The 20,886-nt window shown below is 66.1% G+C and carries 20 protein-coding genes and 1 pseudogene; 12 read left to right on the plus strand and 9 right to left on the minus strand.

What is annotated here, in order from left to right:
- The 4 genes from H8B02_RS24800 to H8B02_RS24815 all read right to left on the minus strand — a co-directional run.
- The coding region (locus tag H8B02_RS24800; RefSeq protein WP_229168683.1) for an MFS transporter at nucleotides 1-1,099 on the minus strand (1,099 nt) is incomplete at its 3' end.
- A complete protein-coding gene (locus tag H8B02_RS24805) occupies nucleotides 1,096-1,425 on the minus strand; it encodes a hypothetical protein (protein WP_229168684.1) in 330 nt (109 codons plus the stop codon). The genes H8B02_RS24805 and H8B02_RS24800, both read right to left, overlap by 4 nt.
- The gene (locus H8B02_RS24810; RefSeq protein WP_229168685.1) at nucleotides 1,412-1,987 is read right to left on the minus strand and encodes an isochorismatase family protein; all 576 of its coding nucleotides are present in this window, start codon (nucleotides 1,985-1,987) and stop codon (nucleotides 1,412-1,414) included. The genes H8B02_RS24805 and H8B02_RS24810 overlap by 14 nt, the downstream gene beginning before the upstream one ends.
- Before the next feature lie 41 nt (nucleotides 1,988-2,028).
- Nucleotides 2,029-2,481: a MarR family winged helix-turn-helix transcriptional regulator gene (locus tag H8B02_RS24815; protein WP_229168686.1), complete on the minus strand. Its 453-nt coding sequence runs from the start codon at nucleotides 2,479-2,481 to the stop codon at nucleotides 2,029-2,031.
- A gap of 251 nt (nucleotides 2,482-2,732) precedes the next feature.
- Between H8B02_RS24815 and H8B02_RS24820 the strand changes: the two genes are divergently transcribed.
- A complete protein-coding gene (locus H8B02_RS24820) occupies nucleotides 2,733-3,686 on the plus strand; it encodes an alginate lyase family protein (RefSeq protein ID WP_229168687.1) in 954 nt (317 codons plus the stop codon).
- A 38-nt stretch (nucleotides 3,687-3,724) separates the two neighbouring features.
- Here the strand turns inward: H8B02_RS24820 and H8B02_RS24825 are convergent, their stop codons facing one another.
- Nucleotides 3,725-4,030, minus strand: coding sequence for a hypothetical protein (locus H8B02_RS24825; RefSeq protein WP_229168688.1), 306 nt, complete (start codon nucleotides 4,028-4,030; stop codon nucleotides 3,725-3,727).
- Between the two features lie 248 nt (nucleotides 4,031-4,278).
- Here H8B02_RS24825 and H8B02_RS24830 point away from each other — a divergent pair, with 248 nt between their 5' ends.
- The 8 genes from H8B02_RS24830 (at nucleotide 4,279) to H8B02_RS24865 (ending at nucleotide 10,242) form a co-directional block, all read left to right on the plus strand.
- Nucleotides 4,279-5,349: a sensor histidine kinase gene (locus tag H8B02_RS24830; protein ID WP_229168689.1), complete on the plus strand. Its 1,071-nt coding sequence runs from the start codon at nucleotides 4,279-4,281 to the stop codon at nucleotides 5,347-5,349.
- Between the two features lie 46 nt (nucleotides 5,350-5,395).
- Nucleotides 5,396-6,052, plus strand: coding sequence for a response regulator transcription factor (locus H8B02_RS24835; protein ID WP_229168690.1), 657 nt, complete (start codon nucleotides 5,396-5,398; stop codon nucleotides 6,050-6,052).
- 159 nt (nucleotides 6,053-6,211) lie between these two features.
- On the plus strand, nucleotides 6,212-6,574 hold the full coding sequence (locus H8B02_RS24840) for a hypothetical protein (protein WP_229168691.1): 363 nt from the start codon (nucleotides 6,212-6,214) through the stop codon (nucleotides 6,572-6,574).
- A 1-nt stretch (nucleotide 6,575) separates the two neighbouring features.
- The gene (locus H8B02_RS24845) at nucleotides 6,576-8,327 is read left to right on the plus strand and encodes an OmpA family protein (protein WP_229168692.1); all 1,752 of its coding nucleotides are present in this window, start codon (nucleotides 6,576-6,578) and stop codon (nucleotides 8,325-8,327) included.
- A complete protein-coding gene (locus H8B02_RS24850) occupies nucleotides 8,327-8,827 on the plus strand; it encodes a Rab family GTPase (protein ID WP_229168693.1) in 501 nt (166 codons plus the stop codon). The genes H8B02_RS24845 and H8B02_RS24850 overlap by 1 nt, the downstream gene beginning before the upstream one ends.
- Before the next feature lie 281 nt (nucleotides 8,828-9,108).
- Nucleotides 9,109-9,531, plus strand: a complete 423-nt coding sequence (locus H8B02_RS24855; RefSeq protein WP_229168694.1) for a DUF3597 domain-containing protein — start codon at nucleotides 9,109-9,111, stop codon at nucleotides 9,529-9,531.
- Nucleotides 9,532-9,690: 159 nt separating this feature from the next.
- Entirely contained in the window at nucleotides 9,691-9,975 is a 285-nt protein-coding gene (locus tag H8B02_RS24860; protein ID WP_229168695.1) for a hypothetical protein, read from the plus strand.
- A gap of 90 nt (nucleotides 9,976-10,065) precedes the next feature.
- Nucleotides 10,066-10,242, plus strand: a complete 177-nt coding sequence (locus tag H8B02_RS24865) for a hypothetical protein (protein ID WP_229168696.1) — start codon at nucleotides 10,066-10,068, stop codon at nucleotides 10,240-10,242.
- Nucleotides 10,243-10,300: 58 nt separating this feature from the next.
- Here H8B02_RS24865 and H8B02_RS48625 read toward each other — a convergent pair whose 3' ends face one another.
- A complete protein-coding gene (locus H8B02_RS48625; protein WP_229168697.1) occupies nucleotides 10,301-12,160 on the minus strand; it encodes an Ig-like domain repeat protein in 1,860 nt (619 codons plus the stop codon).
- Between the two features lie 30 nt (nucleotides 12,161-12,190).
- Here H8B02_RS48625 and H8B02_RS24875 point away from each other — a divergent pair, with 30 nt between their 5' ends.
- On the plus strand, nucleotides 12,191-12,388 hold the full coding sequence (locus tag H8B02_RS24875) for a hypothetical protein (RefSeq protein ID WP_229168698.1): 198 nt from the start codon (nucleotides 12,191-12,193) through the stop codon (nucleotides 12,386-12,388).
- 319 nt (nucleotides 12,389-12,707) lie between these two features.
- Here the strand turns inward: H8B02_RS24875 and H8B02_RS24880 are convergent, their stop codons facing one another.
- Together H8B02_RS24880 and H8B02_RS24885 are read right to left on the minus strand one after the other, a co-directional pair.
- Nucleotides 12,708-13,526, minus strand: a complete 819-nt coding sequence (locus tag H8B02_RS24880) for a class I SAM-dependent methyltransferase (RefSeq protein ID WP_229168699.1) — start codon at nucleotides 13,524-13,526, stop codon at nucleotides 12,708-12,710.
- A pseudogene (locus H8B02_RS24885) lies at nucleotides 13,513-13,976 on the minus strand (Rrf2 family transcriptional regulator). The gene H8B02_RS24880 and the pseudogene H8B02_RS24885 overlap by 14 nt, the downstream one beginning before the upstream one ends.
- Nucleotides 13,977-14,295: 319 nt before the next feature.
- Between H8B02_RS24885 and H8B02_RS24890 the strand changes: the two are divergent.
- Nucleotides 14,296-16,377 (plus strand): tetratricopeptide repeat protein, encoded by a 2,082-nt coding sequence (locus tag H8B02_RS24890; RefSeq protein ID WP_229168708.1) that lies wholly within the window; start codon nucleotides 14,296-14,298, stop codon nucleotides 16,375-16,377.
- A gap of 7 nt (nucleotides 16,378-16,384) precedes the next feature.
- On the opposite strand, the gene H8B02_RS24895 is transcribed toward H8B02_RS24890, so the two are convergent.
- Entirely contained in the window at nucleotides 16,385-18,115 is a 1,731-nt protein-coding gene (locus H8B02_RS24895; RefSeq protein ID WP_229168700.1) for an ATP-dependent Clp protease adaptor ClpS, read from the minus strand.
- A 320-nt stretch (nucleotides 18,116-18,435) separates the two neighbouring features.
- Between H8B02_RS24895 and H8B02_RS24900 the strand changes: the two genes are divergently transcribed.
- Nucleotides 18,436-20,775: a mechanosensitive ion channel family protein gene (locus tag H8B02_RS24900; RefSeq protein WP_229168701.1), complete on the plus strand. Its 2,340-nt coding sequence runs from the start codon at nucleotides 18,436-18,438 to the stop codon at nucleotides 20,773-20,775.
- Nucleotides 20,776-20,886 lie beyond the last annotated feature (111 nt).

Here is a 20,886-nt window from a genome sequence, read left to right on the forward strand (position 1 = left end):
CCCAGCCGACGATCGGTGCGCCGATCGGCGTGCCGCCGAGCGCCACGCCGAGCCGCAGCGCCATCACGCGGCCGCGCATCGCAGGCTCGGTCGCGAGCTGCATCAGCGCGTTCGAGGTGTTGGCGACGGTCAGCGCGGCGACGCCGATCACGACGAGCGCAGCGGCGAACAGCCAATAGCTCGGCGCCAGGGCGGCGAGCGTGCAGCCGAGGCCAAAGATCGCAGAGCCCAGCATCAGCGAAGAGAACCGCGGCTGGTCGCGGCTCGCGGCCAGCAGCGCGCCCGACATCGTGCCGAGCGCCATCACCGAGGACAGCAGGCCGAAACCGCGCGCATCGGTGTGGAACACGCCGACCGCCATGGTGGAGATGAAGATCGGAAAGTTCAGTCCGAAGGTCCCGATCAGGAACAGCATGATCAGCGTGGCCCGGAGATCGGGGCGGGACCACACATAGTGAAAACCCTGCATGACGCTGCCCTTGGTGGGATGGGCCCGCGCGTTCGGGCGCAGCTCGGAGGTGCGTAGCAGGGTCAGCGAGGTCAGCACGGCGAGGAACGAAGCGCCGTTGAACAGGAAGGCCCAGCCGGTGCCGACGGAGGCGATGATCAGGCCGGCGACGGCCGGGCCGATCATGCGCGCGGCATTGAACGAGGTCGAGTTCAGCGCGATCGCGTTCGACAGGTTGGTGTCGCTGACCAGCTCGGCCACGAAGGTCTGGCGCACGGGCGCGTCGAGCGCTGCCGCGCAGCCGAACAGGAATGCGAACACATAGACGTGCCAGAGCTGCACCAGTCCGGTGACAGTGAGAAGCCCGAGGACCAGCGCGAGCGCGCCCATCGTCGCCTGGGTCGCCATCAGCAGCTTGCGCTGGTTGAAATGATCGGCGGCAAAGCCGCTCCACGGCATCAGCAGCAGCTGTGGCCCGAATTGCAGCGCCATCACGATGCCGACGGCGGATGCGCTATGCTGCGTCAGCTGGGTGAGAACGAGCCAGTCCTGGGCGGCGCGCTGCATCCAGGTGCCGATGTTGGACACCAGCGCGCCGGCCGCCCAGACCCGGTAGTTGAAGCTTGCGAGCGATCGAAAGACGCGTCTCATGGTCTCTGCGGTTCATTCCCGCCGTGAAACCGTCCGAACCGTCGCGCCAGGAACAGGCCGATCAGGAGGCCGCCGAGACCGAGCGCTGCGACGTCGCTTGTCGTTCGCAAGCCGAAGTCGCCGACGCGGCAGACCAGGAAATATCCGACGGCGAGGTTGAAGAAGCCCCACACGATGTTGACGGTCGATGACGACAGGCCCTCGCCCGGCGGCTTCGCGAACGGGCTCTGGAACGGTTCGCCCATCATGCCGGCGACGACGTGGGGGATCGCGTTGGTGAGGAAGGCACCGCCGAAGAAATAGGCGACGAGGTCAAGCCAGTTCATGCGCATTGGTCCTTTCAAGCAGATCGATGATCGCCTGCGTCGAGCCGGTTTCGCCGAGCCGCGGGAACACCTGTTCGATGCTGTAGTCATGTGCGTTCGGCCGCGCATCGGTCATGGCGTCGATCGCAAGCGTGACGTTGAAGCCGGCCTCATAGGCCTGCCGTGCCGTGGATTCGACGCCGGTGCCGGTCGCAACGCCGGCGACCACGACCTGCGTGACGCCGCGGGCGCGCAGCTGCTTCTCGAGATCGGTGCTGGCGAACACACCCCACGTCCGCTTGGTCACGACGATGTCGCCCGGCTGCCGATCGAGCTCCGGAATCAGGTCCGTCCAGCCGTCGGGAAATTGTCCGCTGTGGCGCGGCCGCTCGGTTCGTCCGGGTGCCGTGCCGTCGACATTGACCAGCACGATCGGCAATCCACGCCGTCGAAACGCCTTGATGAGGGCGCAGGCGCGCGTCACGACGTCTCCGAACGGATGCACGAAGGGCGCGCCGACGAGCCCTGATTGCAGATCGACGACAATGAGGGCGGTGATCGGATCGAGCGTCGTCAGAGCCATGATCGCTTCCTGTTCTCACAATTGGCGCGGCGCGGCCGGCATCAATCCGCGACCAGCCGTTTCAGCAAGCCGACGGCGGCGGCGAGTTCATCCTGCTCCCGTGCCGACAGCCGCGCGGCGATGGTGCGCGACAGCCAGTCCTGCCGCGCGGCGCGGCCGGTGCGCAGCCGCTCGCGGCAGCTATCGGTAAGCGACATGATGGTTTGCCGGCCGTCGTCCGGATCGGGCGCGCCGCGGACCAGGCCTGCGGCCTCGAGCGCCGATATCGCCGAGCTCATCGACTGCGGACGCATCCCTTCCGATCGCGCCAGACTGGACACGGTCGCGGGGCCGTCCTTCTCGAGGCGCAGCAGCACCGCGACCTGGGACGGCGGAAGATCCTCACGCTGGCCCTGCTCACGCAGCCGGCGCTTGAGCGTTCCGATCAACAAACGAAGATCCTCGGCGAGCGCCGATGTGCGCGCTGATCCGGTACGGGCCGCTGAATTGTTCATGCCGATCATCCTGGCATATATGAAGGTAAACTGTAAAGATTGTCTTCGCAGATTACCTTCATATTCCCGTGATCGTCAGCGCGTGGCAGAGCATTGTTGGACGATGCTTCAAAATCTGAACCGCAACTGAACTCGGTTCTGGTGCGCATCACATTAGATTTGGTTGTCATGTCGCGCGCGCTTGTCGATGACTGCGCCGGCGCTCACGACGCGGCGTCTCGTCCCCGCGGTGGCTCGCGGAGCTGTTTGGAATGAAGTTTGATGTTCGTCTAACGGCGATCGGCGTATCGATCGTGCTTGCTTGCCTCGCGCAGCCGGCAGCGGCCCGGACATGCGAGGCGCCACCGGCGCTGACATCGATCGATCCGCCCCGCTTCTACCGGGATGCAGGCGGTTACGCGGAAGCGATCAAGCCGCTGCACGCGTTCATTGCGCACGTCAACAAGGCCGCCGATGAACGCGATCTGGATTGCGTCATGGAGTTGCTCGCAAGCTGGGCCAGGGGAAGTGCACTGCTGACGATCGGCGCGAACTATCAGGGCGATTTCGAACGCTCCTGGGCCGGGACCGATTTCGCGCTGGCGTTGCTGCGCTTCCCCAACGCGTCCATCAAGGCCGATCATCGTTTCCAGCAAATCAAGCCGTGGCTGATCCGGATTGCCGAGGAGACCCGCGATGCCGATCGCATCAATCATCTCGACAACAATCTGGTCTATTGGGCCGGGCTCGATCTGATCTCGATCGGCACCCTGACGGATCGCGGTGATCTGGTCGATGCCGGCATTTCCCGGGCGCGCCAGGGCATCAGGGACATCGGCGCCCACGGCGAATTGGAACGCGAGTTGAAGCGCGACGAGCGCGCGCTGCACTACCACAACTTTGCGCTGATCCCGCTGGTGTTCTGCGCCGAGCTCGCAAGCCGCCGGAAGATCGACCTCTATGCGGAGAACAATGGAGCGATCCGTCGGCTCGCCGACCTGATCGTTCGCGCGGTGCAGGATGAGCGCAGCTTCGGCGCGCTCACCAACGTTTCGCAGCAGCTCTTCCCCTGGACGTTTCAGGGAGACCTAGCCTGGATGGAGCCGTATTACGCCCGGTTTCACGATTCGCACTTGCCGCCAATTCTCGGCTCGAGAAGGCCTCTCAACAATCCGCGGCTCGGCGGCAACGTGACGGCGGCCTGGGGCGCGCCCCTGCCGGACTAGGCGTCGGTCGGAGGTGCGCAGTACCCCGATGACGCGTGCTACTCGCTCTCGCTGGTCGCCGGCGCCGCGTACATGTCCCGTGCGCGCCGGGTCACGGCCGCATAGCGCGCGGTCGCGCTGAGGCTCATCAGGCCGGCGCGCACCAGTCCGAGGATGGCGCGGCGCGAGTGGAACGGTCCGGTCTTGCTCGCGGCATATCCGCGCGGGTAGAGCTGCAGGCGGCCGGCGAGCGCTTCCTGCAACGCCAGCTTCTGGGTCGCGCTCAGGCGCCGGCGCCGCGCAGGCTTTTCCGCTTCCGCCAACATGAGCTCGATACCCAACGATTTCCGTGGCGCGGCCTTCATTGTCAGCTCACACTCCGGCCGACTGGCGCGACCTTCCGCGAGGCGCGGCGCCCGGCCGGCATCGCCATGGACGCCGGCATGTGGCACATCATGGCTTGCGCTGTTGCTCATTCGTCAGACAGAACCGCATTTCGAGCGGCGGCGGCATCTGACGAAAGTCAGGATCAGTTATGACGAAAGTCATATTCGTTTGCGGCCGCTGCCGGCTTACGCCAGAGTGGGCTGCTCGCTGAGTTGATGGGCAACGCATGATCGATTTGAGCGCGGATTTGCTTGCGGCTGCAGGAGCCGACGTCATCGGTCTCGCCGTCATCGGTGCCGACCGAAGCATGCAGCGGAAGATCGGGCGGCTGGTCGAATGGCTTCCCGCGATCGGCGTCGATTGTTGCGAATGCATGCTGCTGGTCGGCATGGAGGCCGAGCTGGCGGCACTTGCCGGAGGCCGGCGAGACATGATCGCACTGGCCGGTGTCCGCGTTGCCTCGCCTGACATCGCGCAGCCGATGACGGCGGTCGTGCTGTGGAATGACGCGCAGTCGCATTACTTCGTCATCGCCATGCCGGACTTCGCGGGACGTCAGGTCGAAACGCTGCTCGGCAGCGAACGCCGGGCCCGCCGCCTGATGGAGCAGCAACTCGAGGCGGCGAGCGCGGAAGTGCGCTTTGCCTCGCTGGCGCGGACGCGGCTGCGGCTGGCGCGCGATCTGCACGATACGCTGGTGCATTCGATCGTGGCGCTGCTGACCCAGATCCGGCTGATCAGGCATTATCTTTCGGCCGACCCGGCGCGCGTGGCGGACAGCCTTGCAACCGCCGAAGACGCCGCAGCGAGCGGCCTCTCGCGTGCCCGCGAGGCCATCGATCGGCTGCGCACGCCCGACGATTTGAAGCTTGATCCCGATGTCGAGGGACTGCTCAGCGACTTTGCCGCGCGCAGCGGCGTCAGGGTGTCGATCCAGATCGACGAAGAGGCGCGTCCGGGCTTGCGCGATTGCGGTTTGACGGTTCAACGCATTCTCAGCGAGGCATTGCGCAATGTTCAGGCACATGCGAAGGCACGCCGTGTCTCGTTTCACGCCTTCGAAGCGCCGGCGGCGGTCGGTCGAAAGCTCGTTGTCGAGATCCGTGACGACGGCCGCGGCTTCGATCTCGCGGTGCCCACTCCCGGACATTTCGGATTGATCGGGATGACCGAATTTGCTGAACTCGTCGGCGGAAGCTGCGCGGTGGAGAGCGCGCCCGGACAGGGAACGCTGGTCCGGATATCGCTCCCCGTGGCGGTGCCGCCGGCAGCATCCGCCGGCCTGCTGGCCGATTGATGTCGTTGCCGCGCATTCAAGACCTTCGAGAGGATGACTGAAACCCGTGAGCAGAATTGAGAAGGTGCGGGTGCTGATCGCCGAGGATCAGGCCCTGATCAGGGAAGGTATCGCCACACTGCTTGCCCAGCAGAACGACGATTTCGAGATCCTTCCCGGTGCGTCCGACGGCGAGCAGGCCATCGAATTCGCGCGGCGCTATCGGCCGGACGTCATCCTGATGGACCTGCAGATGCCGCGTGTCGACGGCATCGCGGCGACCCAGCGGATCCTGCGCGAGCTGCCGCAGACCCATATCGTCGTGCTGACGACATTCGAGACCAACGACCTGATCTTCGAGGCGGTCAGCGCCGGCGCCAAGGCGTATCTCCTCAAGGACGCCAGGATGGAGGAGATCGCATCGACCATCCGCGCGGTGATCAACGGCCAGTCCGGGCTCTCGCCCAGCGTCGCCGCGCGCATCCTCGACGAGTTCAAGCGGCTGCGCGGCCCGCGCGTCTCGGCGAAACTGCCGGTTCGCGACGGGCTGACAGCGCGGGAGAATGAAATTCTCACGCTGATCGTCGAGGGCAAGAGCAACACCGAGATCGGCGAGCGGCTGCATTTGGCCGAGGGCACGGTGAAGAACTATGTCAGCACCATCCTGGAGAAATGCCAGGTCAAGAACCGTACGGAACTGGCAATAAAGGCAATAACTTACTAGAAATAACTGCCCCCAATCGCACACCACGCGGTTGATCCGGCTGAGATTGCTCGCCTTTCTCTGGGCCGCGCCGACAAAATTGGCTATAGGATTGTTTCGGATTTGCTTTTTGACACGGCAGGTCCGGATTGCGCGGCTTTGACTAAACAGGGAATGACCATGAAGGGTATCGAGCGCCAGACCAAGGATACGGATGGACTGGCAAACGCGGCGGCCGGCAATGGCGCGGATGCCGCGGCGCATGGCATGGCGGCGATCGATCAGGTCCGCGATCTCCTGTTCGGCGGCGCGCAACGCTCGATCGAGACCAACCTCTCAGGTCTGCGCGAGGAGATGCAGGCATCGCTGAAGCAGATGCAGGCGGACTTCAACAGCGAGCTCACCGCGCTGCAGGCGCGGCTCTCCGACCTCGAACGCGATACCGAGCAGAAGCGCCTCGACTCGCTGAAGGATGTCGGTGCGGCCATCACCCAGCTCGGCGCTGCGATCAGCGGATTGGGATCCGGCCGCACGGGCAAATAGTATGGCAGCTGCTGCCGGCCAGAACCGCGAGATCGAGCAGCTCAAGACATTGCTGTTTCAGCCCGAGGCGACGCGTCTGACGTCGCTGGAGGCCGACCTCGACTCGCTGCAGCGCTATGTCGGCAACGCCGATCGCCTGGAGACGGCCACCGCCGGCATTCTGGTCGAGGCGCTGGAGCGCGCCGAGGTCAACCGGCCGCGCGAGCTCGCCACCGCGATTGCGCCGGTCGTGGTCTCGGCGATCCGGAGCGAGATCAAGAATTCGCGCGAGCAGATGATCGAGGCGCTCTATCCGATCGTCGGCCGGCTGGTCAGCGCCGCGGTCGCGAACGCGTTCCGGGAACTGGTTGCCTCGCTGGAGCAGCGCATCAATGCGCTGACCTCGGCGCAATTGTGGGTCGGGCGGGTCAAGTCGCTGGTGACGGGACGACCGATCAGCGAGTTCGTGCTCGCCGACAGTCCGCCGCAGATCAACCGGCTCCTGATCATCGAACGCGGCAATGGCCGCCTGGTCGCCGACTGGAAGCGCGAGGCGAGCGTCGACGAGCGCGCCGACCTGCTGAGCGCCATGGTTGCGGCGATCCTCGAATTCTCCGTGCAGGCGCTGGCCGGCGAAGGCAATCTGCAGACGCTCGATTTCGGCGGACGGCAGCTCGCGCTGCGCGCCTCGCCCCGCTTCATCCTGGCGGCGGAGTGCCTGGGACCGCTGCGCCCCGCCGACAATGCCAGGATCAATTCGCTGTTCTTCGATGCGATCGAGCGGATCGACCGCGGCGCGGATTGCGATGCGCCGATGCTCGCCTCGCTCGCAACCGCGATCGAGACCGACGACACGCCGCGGCGGATCGCGAGCCGGCGCGGCAAGGTGATCCTGTTCGCCGTGCTCGCCGCTGTGGCCGCGCTGTTGCTTTATTTTGCCGCGACCACGGTGACGCGAGCCCTGCTGGAACGGCGGACCCATGCTGCGCTGGAGCAACTCGCCGCGAAGCAGCCATTGCTCGTCACCTTCCCGCTGCGGCTCGACTTCGATCACGGCAGCCGAAGCGTGGCCGTCTCCGGCCTCGAGCCGAGCCAGTTGGAAACCGCGCCCTTGATCGACGCGCTCGCTGCGGCCGCCGCTCCCTACAAGGTCATCGACCGCATCGGACTGGTGTCCACGCCGGAGCAGGCGGCGGCATCGCAGGCCGGCATTGCAGGCCTGCAGCAGAGCCTGCCCCGCTTGCAGGCGAGCCTCGACCAGATGCGCGAGGCGATGGGCGCGCAGGCGAAGTCGGGCGACCAGAAATATGCCGCGCTGAGCGAGCAATATGACAAGCTCGGCGAGCAGTACGCGAAGTTGAGCGAGCAAGCTGCGAAGCTGCAGTCCCTTGCCGACGGCCCGGCGGCGCGGCTCGACCGTTTCATCGCCTCGACCGCGATCTTCTTCGTCAACAATTCAGACGAATTCCTCGACAACGACCAGGCCGAGCAGCAGCTGCGTGAGCTCGCCGGGCTGCTGACGAACAATGATCTCAGGCTGCGGATCGTCGGCTACGCCGATCAGAGCGGCACCGAAGGCACCAACAAGACGCTGGGGCGCAAGCGGGCGGAGCAGGTGCAGCGCAAGCTGACCGCGCTCGCGGTCGATCCGTCGCGGCTGATTTTGGTTTCGCGCGCTGCGACGATGCCGATCACCGACCGGCTCGACGCGACCGCCGGCGGCAACCGCCGCGTGGCGTTCGAGACGGTCTACCGAGGCGAAGTGGCCCGCTGATGCTCACCGCAAAAGTCATGCTGCTCGGCGATATGGGGGTCGGCAAGACGTCGATCCTCTATCGGCTGATCTACGACCGGTTCGAGGGCCAGTACAAATCGACGCTGGGTGTCGAGATCCTGAGCCATGACGTGGTGCCGACAGATGGCAGCGATCCGATGCGCCTCGTGCTGTGGGACACCGACGGCGATTTCGGCACGCAGATTTTCGACACCGTCTATGTCACCGGTGCATCCGCTGCCATCATCGTGTCCGATGTCACGCGGCCGCAGACCGTGACCCGCATGGTCGAGCTGGTCCGCGGTTTCGAGGAGCGATTCCCGGGCCGGCCCTACCGGGCGCTGCTCAACAAGATCGACCTGCCGGAGGCTGCCGGCAGTGCCGGCGCGATCGCCGAGCTCGCCAAGTCGAGTGTCAAACCGGTCAGCGCCAAGACCGGCGTCGGCATCGCCGAAAGCTTTGTCGAGCTGGCCCAGACCATCCGCCGCCGTCAGCTCTAGTTCATATAACTCCGCACACGTTTGTGTCAGCCGCCCCGACTTCTCGGGGCTGGCGAATCGGGCCGGGACGGCTGACTTCATCGCACGTGGGGCGTACGATGAAACGCGCGCGACGTGCGGTGCAGGACCGCACGATTCTCTCTCCAACTGCACCACGCCGTCCCACACTCCGATAGTGACGATGGTCATCTTCCGCTCGGCCAATGGCCTGCCTATCGTCCACCCGTCACTGGAACCAGTCACGGGACCAACGGTGTCCCGGGCGCACGGAGTGAGAGATCATGAGCATTTTTGGAAGCATCATGGGTGCAATCTTCGGCCACGGCGCCCAGGCCAAAACACCTGACGGCAAAACCGCTGAGACGACAGCGACGGCAGCACCCGGTGCCGCACCGGCATCAACGTCTGCATCTGTACCGCCGGCACCCGGCACATCCGCGGCGCAGACGGTCGACGTCGCGGCGATCGTCGACAAGGCGGCGGCTGCCACCGGCGAGAAGCTCGACTGGCGCACCTCGATCGTCGACCTGATGAAGGCGCTTGGCCTCGACAGCAGCCTTGCTGCGCGCAAGGAGCTCGCCAAGGAGCTGCACTACACCGGCGATACCAACAACACCGCCACCATGAATGTCTGGCTGCATCAGCAGGTGATGGCCAAGCTCGCCGCCAATGGCGGCAAGCTCCCGGCCGACATCAAGACCTGATCACCGTCTCGAGCCGTGCGCGGCGCTAAGCATGATCCGGAAAAGTGCGAAGCGGTTTTCCGGAAAGATCATGCTCAAGCAAAAGGCTAAAGCGCGACATCGCGCTTTTAGCGTCCCGCGCGGTTCCGAACCATGTGTATTGCGTGAGGAGCAGTTGCGATGACCTCATCTCATCTTGCCATCTTGAACAGACCGCGGACCGGTGTCGTTGCCGCCTCGATCGTCGCGGGACTCGGCCTCGCAGCATTGGCGCTGGGCATCACCATCGCCGTCGCGCACGCCGATAACGCCGGCGACGAGCCGCAGCCGGCGCACGTGGATCCCGGTGTGCAGCGCGCCGCGCAGACTCTGCCGCCGGCGCGGGTCATCCTGCCGGCACCGTGGGAGCAGGCCGCGCCTGCGCAGCCGGTCGCAACATCAGCGAAGCCCGCAGACCACAAATAGTCGTCTCGCCTTCGTTGCGGCCGGCGATCCACGCATCGCGTAACGGTCGCCGCGAATGGCCCGCACACCGCCCAGCTCTGGAGCCTCGCAATGCCAGAACAGGTCAAGCTGCCCCGAAAATTGTCGCAGGAGCCCGGCGGTCCGCCGTCGCTGCGGCCGAGCCACCGGCGGGTCATCGAGGAGCTCGACCGCTGGGCCAACAGCCCCGGCCTGCAGCCGCCGAGTGACGGAGAACAGCAAGCCGACGACAAGCGCCAGCGCAAGTAAGCGTGCCGCTGATGGACCCGCACCGCCGAGGATGCGGGCCCAGGGGTGTCGTCTTCAATCAGTTGAAAGGCACGCGCGCCCTGGCCGAGAACGTCCAGATCCGGGCCGTGCCGCCGAGCCCGCCATATTCCGCGCCGACGCCGAGCATCATGCCGCCCGCGAGCCTGGCGTTCAGCCCGCCGGTGACGCGGGCCGACCAGCCCTCCAGCACCAGCGTCGGGTTGACCGGGATGCCGCTCACGGCCAGTGCCGCGGCATCGTCCTTGCTGAAATAGTAGTCGCCATAGACGCCGAGATAGGGCGAGACCACCGCGGCGTCGGTCGTTGCCAGCGGATAACTCAGCTTGACGCCGCCGGATGCGCGGCCGGTGACGAAGTCACGTGCCGTCTGCAGCGTGCCGAGCGTGTCGACATAGGCGTTCTCATGCTCCCACAGCGTGTAGAGGCGGGCGGACGGCTCGATCAGCAGGTTGCTCATCTCGTAACTGCCGGTGAGCCCGGTCGCGAACATCCAGCGGTCGCCGTTGAAATTGCCCTGTGCCGTTCCGGCGACGCCATTGTAGCCGATCTGGGAGAAGGTCACGGCGGCGTCGTAGCGCAGCGTCGGCGTGATCATCCAGCCAAGATAGCTGCCTGCGGTCCAGCCGTCGCCGGTGAGCTTTCCGTTGATGTCCTGGGCCGTGTAGTTGAACGTCTCGTAGCCGGCGACGACGCCGACCAGGAGGTTCGGCATCGCCCGGTAGGTCAGTCCCATCAGGGCATTGAGCTGGTTGCCGTAGATCGATGAACCTGTTGTCCCGACGCCCGGCGAGTTCGGCGACGACCAGCGGTCGATGCCGCTGCCCCTGACATCGATCCAGAACAGCCAGTCGCGCGGTTCACGATTGATCTTGGGCGCCGCCTTGGTCGGCATCTGCCGATCGATTGCCGCAAACGCATTGTCGATTCGCGAATTGCCGCCGCTGCGCGCGCCCGAATTGCGATCCGAGGCGTAGGCACCACGATTCCCCGCGTCCGCCTGCGCCACGCCATTGTCCGGATCGGCTGCGAAGTTGAAGCGCATGCCGGCGCCGCTCGGCGTCATGAAGCTACCGCCGTCGCTGAACCCTTCCGAGATCGCGTTGTCGATCGCGCCCGAGATCGCCTGGCCGGAGTTCTGTGCCACCAGCTTGGTGATGTCGATCTGCAATGCCCGCAGCTTCACGCTGTCGGCCGGGACGTTCACGCTCTGCGCCAGCGCCGGCGAGGTGCTGGCGTTGAACGCGCCGCTGCCGGCATAGCTTGCCGTGATGGTGTGGCTGCCGATCTTGAGGGTCGAGATCGCGACGCTCGCGGTGCCTGCGGCGAGCGTCGCGCTGCCGATCGGCGATCCATTGTCGCTGAAGGTCACTGTGCCGGTCGGCGTTCCTGCTAAGGCGGTGACGTTCGCGGTGAAAGTCACCGATTGGCCAAAACTGCTCGGATTCTGCGATGAGGTCAGCGCGGTCTGGGTCGTTGTTGCGGCTGCAAAGGTGAAGCGGTCCGCCGCTGATGTCGCTGATGTCCCGGCTGCCGTCGTCACCGTGATATCCACCGCGCCGCTGCCTGCAGGCGAGATCGCGGTGATCGACGTTGCCGAATTGACCGTGAAGCTTGCCGCATTGGTCGCGCCGAACTTCACCGCTGTTGCGCCGGTCAGGTTGGTGCCGGCGATGTTGACCGTCGTCCCGCCGCTGGTCGGGCCTGCGGTCGGCGAGATCGACGTCACCGTCGGCGCGGACGCGACATAGGTGTATTGATCCACGGGAGACGTAGATGATGTCCCTGACGGGTTGGTCACGGTGACATCGACCGTGCCGGTCCCTGCCGGCGCGACTGCGGTGATCCGCTCGCTCGAATTGACGACAAAGCTCGTCGCGTTGACGGCGCCGAAACGCACCGCAGTGGCAGTGCTGAAACTGCGCCCGAGATGATGACGGTGGTGCCGCCCGCGGCGGGACCTGATGTCGGGGAGATCGAGGCCACCGCCGGTGCCTGCGCGCTGGCCGCGGCGACCGAGCCCAACAGCGCGGCGGCGATCAGGACGAGGCCGCATCCGGCGCGTCGCGCGATCGCCATCGACGGCAGTCTGTTGCGCAGCTCGGATGCAAGACGCGAGGTGGCGTAGCGGAAACGAGTCCGCGCAAAGTTTGCAATCGGCAACAAAGGTAACCCCGTCGCGCCGGCCTGCAGCAGGCGGCGCACATCCCAAAAGTACCGGGTTGTTGTAATACGCGGCTCGCGGAGCACGCCGCGGAATCTCTGCGCGCGTTTGCTTTTGTAGCGCGCCGTTGCTGGGCCGCTACGTCATTGCACAATTTGAGAAGGAAGTAGCGCAGGGGATTGCCGCGATCAGGCGATCAAGCGGCGGATCATTCTCATTCAGCGCACGAAACGGGCGATCGATAACGCCTACGCGTCGATCGCCGGTTGAGGCGTGGCGGCGGCTACAGCCGCAACGCCGTCGCGATCAGTGCGGTCGAGGGAATCGCGAAGGTGTCTCCGACCCGGCCTCGCTCGATCTCGCTCCGGAAGGCGCGTGCAACGGCGGCGCTCTGCTCTGCGTCGAGCCCGCTCCAATGCGGCATGAACTCGAACAGTTTGTCGACGTCGGCAGGATTGGCGACATCGAGCTTGAAGTCGTGGGTGATCTCGGCGACGACAGGATCGCAGAAGCCGGCCGCGACGACCGCCGCAGCGAGGCGGCCGGGATCGGCGAGTTCGGCGAGGCCCGTGCACGGCATCGGCGTGACGTTGTTGGGGTAGAGCCGCCGGATGATCTGCGAGAGCAGCAGATACACGGCGGCGCCGTCGGCGCTCTTCCAGACCGCAATCGCCACCGATCCGCCAGGGCGCGTCACCCGCGCCATCTCGCGCAGTCCGGCGCGCCAATCCGGAAACAGCATCACGCCGAAAACGGACACCGCTGCATCGAAGGCCGCATTCGGCAAGTCGAGCGCCTGGCCGTCCATCTGCCGTGCCGCGATATTCGCCACATCATGTGCGCGGACCCGTGCCACCATGCCGGCCGAGAAGTCGATCGCGGTGACGTCGGCGCCCCTGCGCGCGGCCGCAAGCGCCGCGGCCCCGGTACCGGTGGCGACGTCGAGCACCTTCGATGAGGGGCCGATCGGGAGCATCGCGACCGCGGCTTCGGCGAAGTGTGTCGTGAACGGCTGCGACTGCGCCTCGTAGGTGGCGACCATCTTGTCCCAGTGCGCGGGATCGTTGAACGGAAGGCGGCTCGCCGGTTCACTTTGCTGCATGAATCTGGTCCTCGAGACTTTGTTTGTGTTTGGCGAGCCGACGCTTGAAATCCTTCGCGAGCGCGTCGAGCGTCACCGCGCCGAGACGCTTCAGGAAGATCGCCTCGACCTTGCGAAACGTGCCTGACAGCGCGTCGTTGACGGCCTGTTCGACCAGGCAGCCGGGATTGTCCGAGCGATGGCCCATCGCAACGATCGTGGGCGCGCGACCGCGCGATAGATGTCGGCGAGCGTGATGTCGGCGGGATCGCGCGCCAGCGTCCAGCCGCCGCCATGGCCCTTCTCGGAGCGGACCAGGCCTTGCTCGCGCAGGCCGGCCATCACGCGGCGGACGACCACCGGGTTGGTGGCCATCGCCTGTGCAAGTTGCTCCGACGTGACCGGTTCGCCCGCTCCGATCATGTGGAGCACGCCGTGCAGCACCCCGGATAGACGGCTATCGCGTATCATGTAACTTCATATGTTACATGATGGGCCATGCGTCAAGAGGGCGATGGCGGGCATCACCTCCCCTTGAAAAGGGGAGGTCGCGTTGCTCGGCAGAGCAAAGCGGGTGGGGATCAACTCTCTCCGCGAGCAGCAGTGCGTGTGGCTGCCCCCATCCCGACCTTCCTCCTTTCAGGAGGAAGGAGAAGAGATCAGGGCCTGCACCCGGGTCATGTTCTTCAATCGGGATTCGGGTGCCGGAATTCGCTGCGCCGCCCGTTTAATCCCCGTCGGGGTCTTGAGAGGCGGGGGCGGTATCGTGGGCAGTGTGGCTGTTGATCGGATGTTGCTGGATGCGGTGGCGCACTATGGCGCGGGCCGCGCGACGGAGGCCGGCACGCTGTGCGGCGATATCCTCACCGCCGATCCCGACCATGTTCCGGCACTGCATCTGTCCGCCGTCATCGCCTTCGTGACCGACCGCGCCGCGGAAGGCGCGGTGCTGCTGAACCGGGTGTTCAGCCTCGATCCGCATCACGGACCGGCGTTCGCCACGCTCGGTGATGCGCTCGCCGTGAAGGGCGAGCACGAGGGCGCGGTGGCAGCGTTCCGGCGCGGCATCACATTGCGGCCGAAGGATGCCGGCCTACACATCAAGCTCGGCGTTGCGCTGTGCGAGCTGTCACGCTTCGACGAGGCCGAGGCGGCGTTTCGCCGCGCGATCGCATTCGATGGCGGCCTGACGCGGGCGCGGTTCAACCTCGCGGTTGCGCTGGCCGGGCAGCAGCGGCCGGTCGAGGCGGAACAGGCCTATCGCGAGGTGATCGCGCGTGATCCCGCCTATCGCGGCGTGTGGCTCAACCTTGGCAATGCGTTGACCGATCAGAAAAAGCACGACGCCGCCGCCACCGCCTATCGCCGCGGGCTCGGCGCGGATCCCGATCATCCCGGGCTGCATAGCGGCCTCGGTGCGGCCCTCTACCGCCTGGGCCGGCTGGAGGACGCGGTCCTGCACTATCGCCGCGCGATCGCACTCGATCCCGACAATTTCGCGCCGCGGCGCCTGCTCGCCATGGTACTGCACGAACTGGGCGAGCGCGAGGAGGCGGTCCGCATCTATCGGCAGGTCTCGGCCCGCGATCCGTCCGATCACGTCATCCTCAACAATCTCGGCGCCTGCCTGTTCGAGCTCGGACAGGTCGACGACGCCATCGCCTGCGCCGAGCTGGCGCTCAAGCCCGACTATGCCGCCGCGCAAACCAATCTTGGAACCATCTTCGAAGCGCAGAACCTGGTCGAGGCGGCGGTCGCCGCGCATCGGCGGGCCATCGCGCTCGAACCCAATTACGCCAAGGGCCACGCCAATCTTGCGGTCGCGCTGCGCAATGCCGGCGAGATCGATGCGGCGCTGGTGGCCTCCCGCCGCGCCATCGCGCTCGATCCCGAGCAGCCGCTGGCGCATTACAACCACGCGCATTTTCTCCTGATGAACGGCGAGTTCGAGGAGGGCTTTGAGGAGTATCAGTGGCGCCGCAAGACCAAGATGCTCAGCGAAGGCGATCCCGTGTTCGACGAGCCGGAATGGCAGGGTGAGCCGCTTGCGGGACGCACGCTGCTGCTGTTTGCCGAATACGGGCTCGGCGACGCCATCAATTTCGTTCGCTATGTGCCGATGCTGGCGGGCAAAGGCGGCCGGATCATTCTGCAGGTGCAGCCGGCGCTGGTCGCGCTGCTGCGGCCGATGCTGCCCGATGTCGCGGTGTTCGCCCGCGGCGAGCCCTTGCCGCCGTTCGACCTGCAACTGCCGCTGCTGAGCCTGCCGCGGATCTTCCGCACCACCGTCGAGACCATTCCCGCCGCCGTGTCCTATCTGCACGCCGACACCGTCAAGCTCGCGCGCCGGCGCGAGGCGCTCGCCGGCGTGTCCGCGCTGAAGGTCGGCGTGGTCTGGGCCGGCAATGCCAGGCACAAGGGCGACCGCCAGCGCTCGCTGCCGGCGGATGCCGTGCTGCCGCGGCTGGTCACACCTGGCGTGCAGCTCTACAGCCTGCAGAAGGAGCCGCGGCCGGACGATGCGCCGGTGCTGCGGCGTCTCGGTGCGGATATTGTCGACCTCGCACCGACGCTCGGCGATTTCGCCGACACCGCCGCGGCCGTCTGCGCGCTCGATCTGGTCATCGCCGTCGACACCTCGGTGGCGCATGTTGCCGGCGCGTTGGGCCGCCCGGTCTGGATGCTGTGTCCCTATGCGCTCGACTGGCGCTGGCTGCGCGATCGCGCCGATACGCCCTGGTATCCGACCATGCGGCTGTTCCGCCAGGACAGACCGCAGGCCTGGGAGGGCGTGCTGACGCGGATGTCCGACGAGGTTGCACGCGTCGCACGGGGGGAGCGGCACCTGCTGCTGCCGGCAGCGGCGAAGTGATCGGCCATCACCCCGCACTCATTCCCTGTGCGCCGCCGAGCAGCTTGGCGTTGAGCCGGCCGCCGTCGAACAGCATTTCACTGACTGCGCCGTCGAGGTCGGAGGTGGCGACCTGCCCGCCATCGTCGCTGACGATGCTGGCCTGGGCGAGACGGCGCATCAGCTCCTTGATGAAGGCGGCGCTAACGCCTTCGGTGCGTCGCACGGCCTCGTCGATGACGGGCTGCGCGAGCGGCAGGCCCTTGCCATAGAGCCGGACCAGCTTGCCGCGTCCGGTCTCGTCAGGCAGCGGCACCTCGATCGCCTGGTCGATGCGGCCGGGCCGGCCGGCCAGTGCGCCCTCGAGCTCTTCGGGGCGGTTGGTGGTCAGCAGGAACAGGATGTCGCAATCCTCCTTCAGGCCGTCCATCTCGTTGAGCAGCTTGTTGAGCAGGGATTCCTCGCACGGTCCGCCCATGTCCTCGCGGTCGCGTGCGATCAAGTCGACATCCTCGATCACGACCATGGTCGGCTGCAGCAGGCGGGCAAGGTTCATATAGGCGCCGAGCAGGCCGACCTGCTCGGCGGTGATGATCAGCGTGGTGTGATCAGGCAGGTTGGTGGCGAGATAGCGAATGGTGTGGGTCTTGCCGGTGCCGGGCGGGCCGTAGAGCAGGATACCCTTGCGGGTCGACTGCCCCAGCTTGCGCAGCAGATCGCGGCTTTCGACAAAGCCGAGCACGTTGCGATCGAGCAGCCGCAGCGTCCGTTCCGGCAGGATCACGTCATCGCGCGCAACCGTCGGCAGGCGATGCACGGTCACGCCGCGGGCGCGGCCGCGATAGTCCGCGGCATCTTCCAGCGACAGGATCTTGCCGCGATAGGACCGCGCCGCATGCACGGCAGCTTCCAGCTCGGCAAAGGTCCGCTGCACCAGGGTGTTTCCGGCGGCGCCTGCGGGCACCGCGAGCTCGATCCGCAAGCCCGGTTCGCCCTGATAATCACGATGATAGCTGAGCAGCACCGCGTAGCGCAGCTCTTCGGTTCGGCACAACCATAAGCCATTGGTCAGGCATTTCACCGACTCGGGCTCGCCGACGTCGATGTCGTAATATTGCGGCGGCGCGATCGGCGGCGCATTGCGGCTGTTCTCCATCAGCGCGGCTATCGTGAGGGTCTCATAGCGGTGTTGCTCATGAAGGCCGAAGAAATGGATCGGGGCATCGAACGATCTGTCGATCGCGATCTGAACGTCTGCACGCATGTGACCCGGAAACTGCCGCGACCGGGTCATGATCTGGTTGCGCGGCGTCCCGGCAAAATGCCAATCGAGCGCCATGAAGGCATATCTGAACTCTTCGCTCGGCAGATTTTCCGAGCTCGCCCGCGCGGCGATCAAGCAGTTGCCGCACAGGCAGACCGTCCTGCGGATGAGAAAGACGTCGGTCACGGGTTCCAGCGCGCCGCAGAGATCGCACGGCCGCGCCGCTTCGGCGGCTGCGGGCGTGATCAGCAATGGATGGCCATTGCTGTCGATCAGTTGCTGGGCGGACTCCAGCAACGCCTTGGCCACCGTCGCGGGATAGGGGCCGCATGCGAATCCGTTCTGGGCCTCGATCCGCGCGGTGATGGCAATCGCTTCTTTTCGAGATTTGCCGAATACCGTGCGTAACAGGTTACGCATGAATTCCAGCGGTGTCCTGTCGTCATCATGAATGAAGAGCCTGACCGGGCCGTCCTCGGCAAAGACGTCGTGCATGATCACCTCGAAACGCAATCGGAAACAAAAAGAACAAAATAAGAACATCATGGCGGCGGCTGTGCGTCAAGCGAAAGATTGTCCCGCCTCAGCCCTGGCGTGTGGCGCGCCAATCGGCCGGCCTGGAACGCCCGCATGCGTAAACGCCGCTCAACACCTGTGACGATCGTGTTGCGGCAAATGCCAAGAGATGGTCGTCGCAGCAGCAAACTTCCGACACATCATCAAGGCGAAAAGGGGCGATCCGACATGGCGCGAGCGCGAGAGCAGAGTCCTCCCGGGGATCTGCGGTCGCGCAATTATTTCAATAAGAGGCCCTCGTGTCGCACGAACTTCGCTTTGCGCTTCTCCTCATCCTTACCCTGTTCGTCTCGCCCGCGCTTGCGCAGCCGGCCGCCAAGCCGGCGCCTGCGCAACCGAGTACCAGCGACGCATTGACGCCGGAGCAGGCGAAGCGTGCGCTCGAGACGCTGCAGGACGACAAGAAACGCGGCGAGATCATCAACACGCTGCGCGCCATCGCCAATGCCTCGCCGCAGGCGGCCGCGCAGCCGGCCCCCGAGCAGCATTCGCCGATCCCGCTCAGCGCGGACAGCCTCGGCGCGCAGCTTCTGCTGATGGTGTCGGAGCAGGTCGGCGAGATGTCGCGCGAGGTCGCCGACGTGGCGCGCACGCTGACGCATTTCCCGGCGTTCTATTACTGGTTCCTGCGCACCGCCAACGATCCGGCCGCCTATGGCCTCATGATCGACATCGCCTGGAAGCTGGCGCTGGTGCTCGGCTGCGCGCTGGCGGCCGAATGGGTGGTGTTCCGCCTGATCAAGCGGCCGGTCGCGTTCCTTGAAGCGCGGCTGCCGCAGACCGCGCGCGTGCCGGTGCAGGCGCTCGCCAGCGCCGATCCGCCGTCGTCGGTTGCCGACGTCACGCCGGAGGGCGATCTGCATCGCCGCCGGCTCAGCCTTGCACGGGCCTGGCAGTCGCTGGTCCGGCTGCCTTTCGTGCTCGGGCGCCTCGTGCTCGAGCTGCTGCCGGTGGTCGTGTTTCTCAGCGTGGCCGCCGCGCTGCTCAGCACCGAGATCGGCAATCAGTCGACCACGCGGCTCGTGATCCTCGCGGTGATCAACGCCTATGCCTTCTCGCGCGCGCTGATCTGTGCGGTGCGCGCGCTGGCCGGCCCGTTCGGCCTGGTCCGCGTCCGTGCCGAGACCGCGGCCTATATCGAGATATGGGCGCGGCGCATCGTCGCCGTCGGGGTCTCGGGGATCTGCTTGGCCAATGTCGCATTGCTGCTTGGGCTGTCCCACGCCGGCTACGCCGCGCTGCTCCGGCTCGTGATGCTGGTGGTGCATCTCTTCATCGTCGTCATCATCCTGCAATGCCGCCGCCAGGTCGCCGACGTCATCCGGGCGCCGGCCGATCGCACCGGCCTCGCGGCGCGGACGCGCAATCGTCTCGCTTCGCTCTGGCATGTGCTGGCGATCGCGCTCGATCTCGCGCTGTGGGCGGTGTGGGCGCTGAACATCCGCAACGGCTATTCGCTGCTGCTGCAATATTTCGTCGGCACCGTCGCGGTGCTGCTGGTCACCCGCCTCGTCACCATGGTGGTGCTGAGCCTGATCGATCGCGGCTTCCGCATCAGTCCGGACCTGATGCAGCGCTTCCCGGGGCTCGAGACCCGCGCCAACCGCTATCTGCCGCTGCTGCGCAAGGTGGTCACGGCGGTGATCGCCCTGGTCGGCCTCGTCGCGCTGCTCGAGGTGTGGGGCGTCGATGCCATCGTCTGGTTCTATGGCGGCCAGATCGGCTCTCGCCTGATCTCGGCGCTGGTGACGATCGGCATTGCCGCGCTCGCCGCGGCCGTGATCTGGGAAGTCGCCAATGCGCTGATGGACCGGCAGATCGACACGCTGTCGCGCGAGGGGCATTTCGCCCGCGCCGCGCGCCTGCGCACCTTCCAGCCGATGCTGCGCACCGCGCTGTTCTGCATAATCGTCGCGGTGGTCGGGCTCACCGCGCTCAGCGAGATCGGCGTCAATGTCGCGCCGCTGCTCGCCGGCGCCGGCATCGTCGGCATCGCGATCGGCTTCGGTTCGCAGAAGCTGGTGCAGGATCTCATCACCGGGCTGTTCCTGCTGCTCGAGAACACCGTGCAGGTCGGCGACACCGTCACGGTGTCGGGCCTGTCGGGCGTGGTCGAGAACGTCTCGATCCGCACCATGCGGCTGCGCGCCGGCGACGGCTCGGTGCATATCGTGCCGTTCAGCGCGGTGACGACGATCACCAATGCCAGCCGCGGCGCCGGCAATGCCGCGGTCAGCGTCAACGTGTCCTACAAGGAGGACACCGATCGCGCCGGCGAGGTGCTGAAGGACATCGTCGCCCAAATGCGCCAGGAGACGGCGTATCGCGCGCTGATCCGCGGCGATCTCGAATTGTGGGGCGTCGACAAGGTCGACGGCTCGGTCGTGACCATCGTCGGCCAGATCCGCTGCACCGACGGCGGCCGCTGGTCGGTGCAGCGCGAGTTTAACCGCCGCATGAAGCGGCGCTTCCAGGAGGAAGGCATCGAGATTGCCTCGATGGGCCAGACCATCCTGATGCAGCTCCCGGCGCCGTCGGAGCCGGATTCCAACAAGCTGCCGCGCCGCGCCGCGGGCTAGATCGACGGGCTCCGGTTCACCTCGCCCCGCGTGCGGGGAGAGGTCGGATCGCATCGGAGATGCGATCCGGGTGAAGGGGAGGCTCCGCGAGTTCAACTGCTACCGTGTGTG

Origin of the sequence: Bradyrhizobium altum (assembly GCF_020889705.1) — a bacterium.
Classification (GTDB): Bacteria; Pseudomonadota; Alphaproteobacteria; order Rhizobiales; family Xanthobacteraceae; genus Bradyrhizobium; species Bradyrhizobium altum.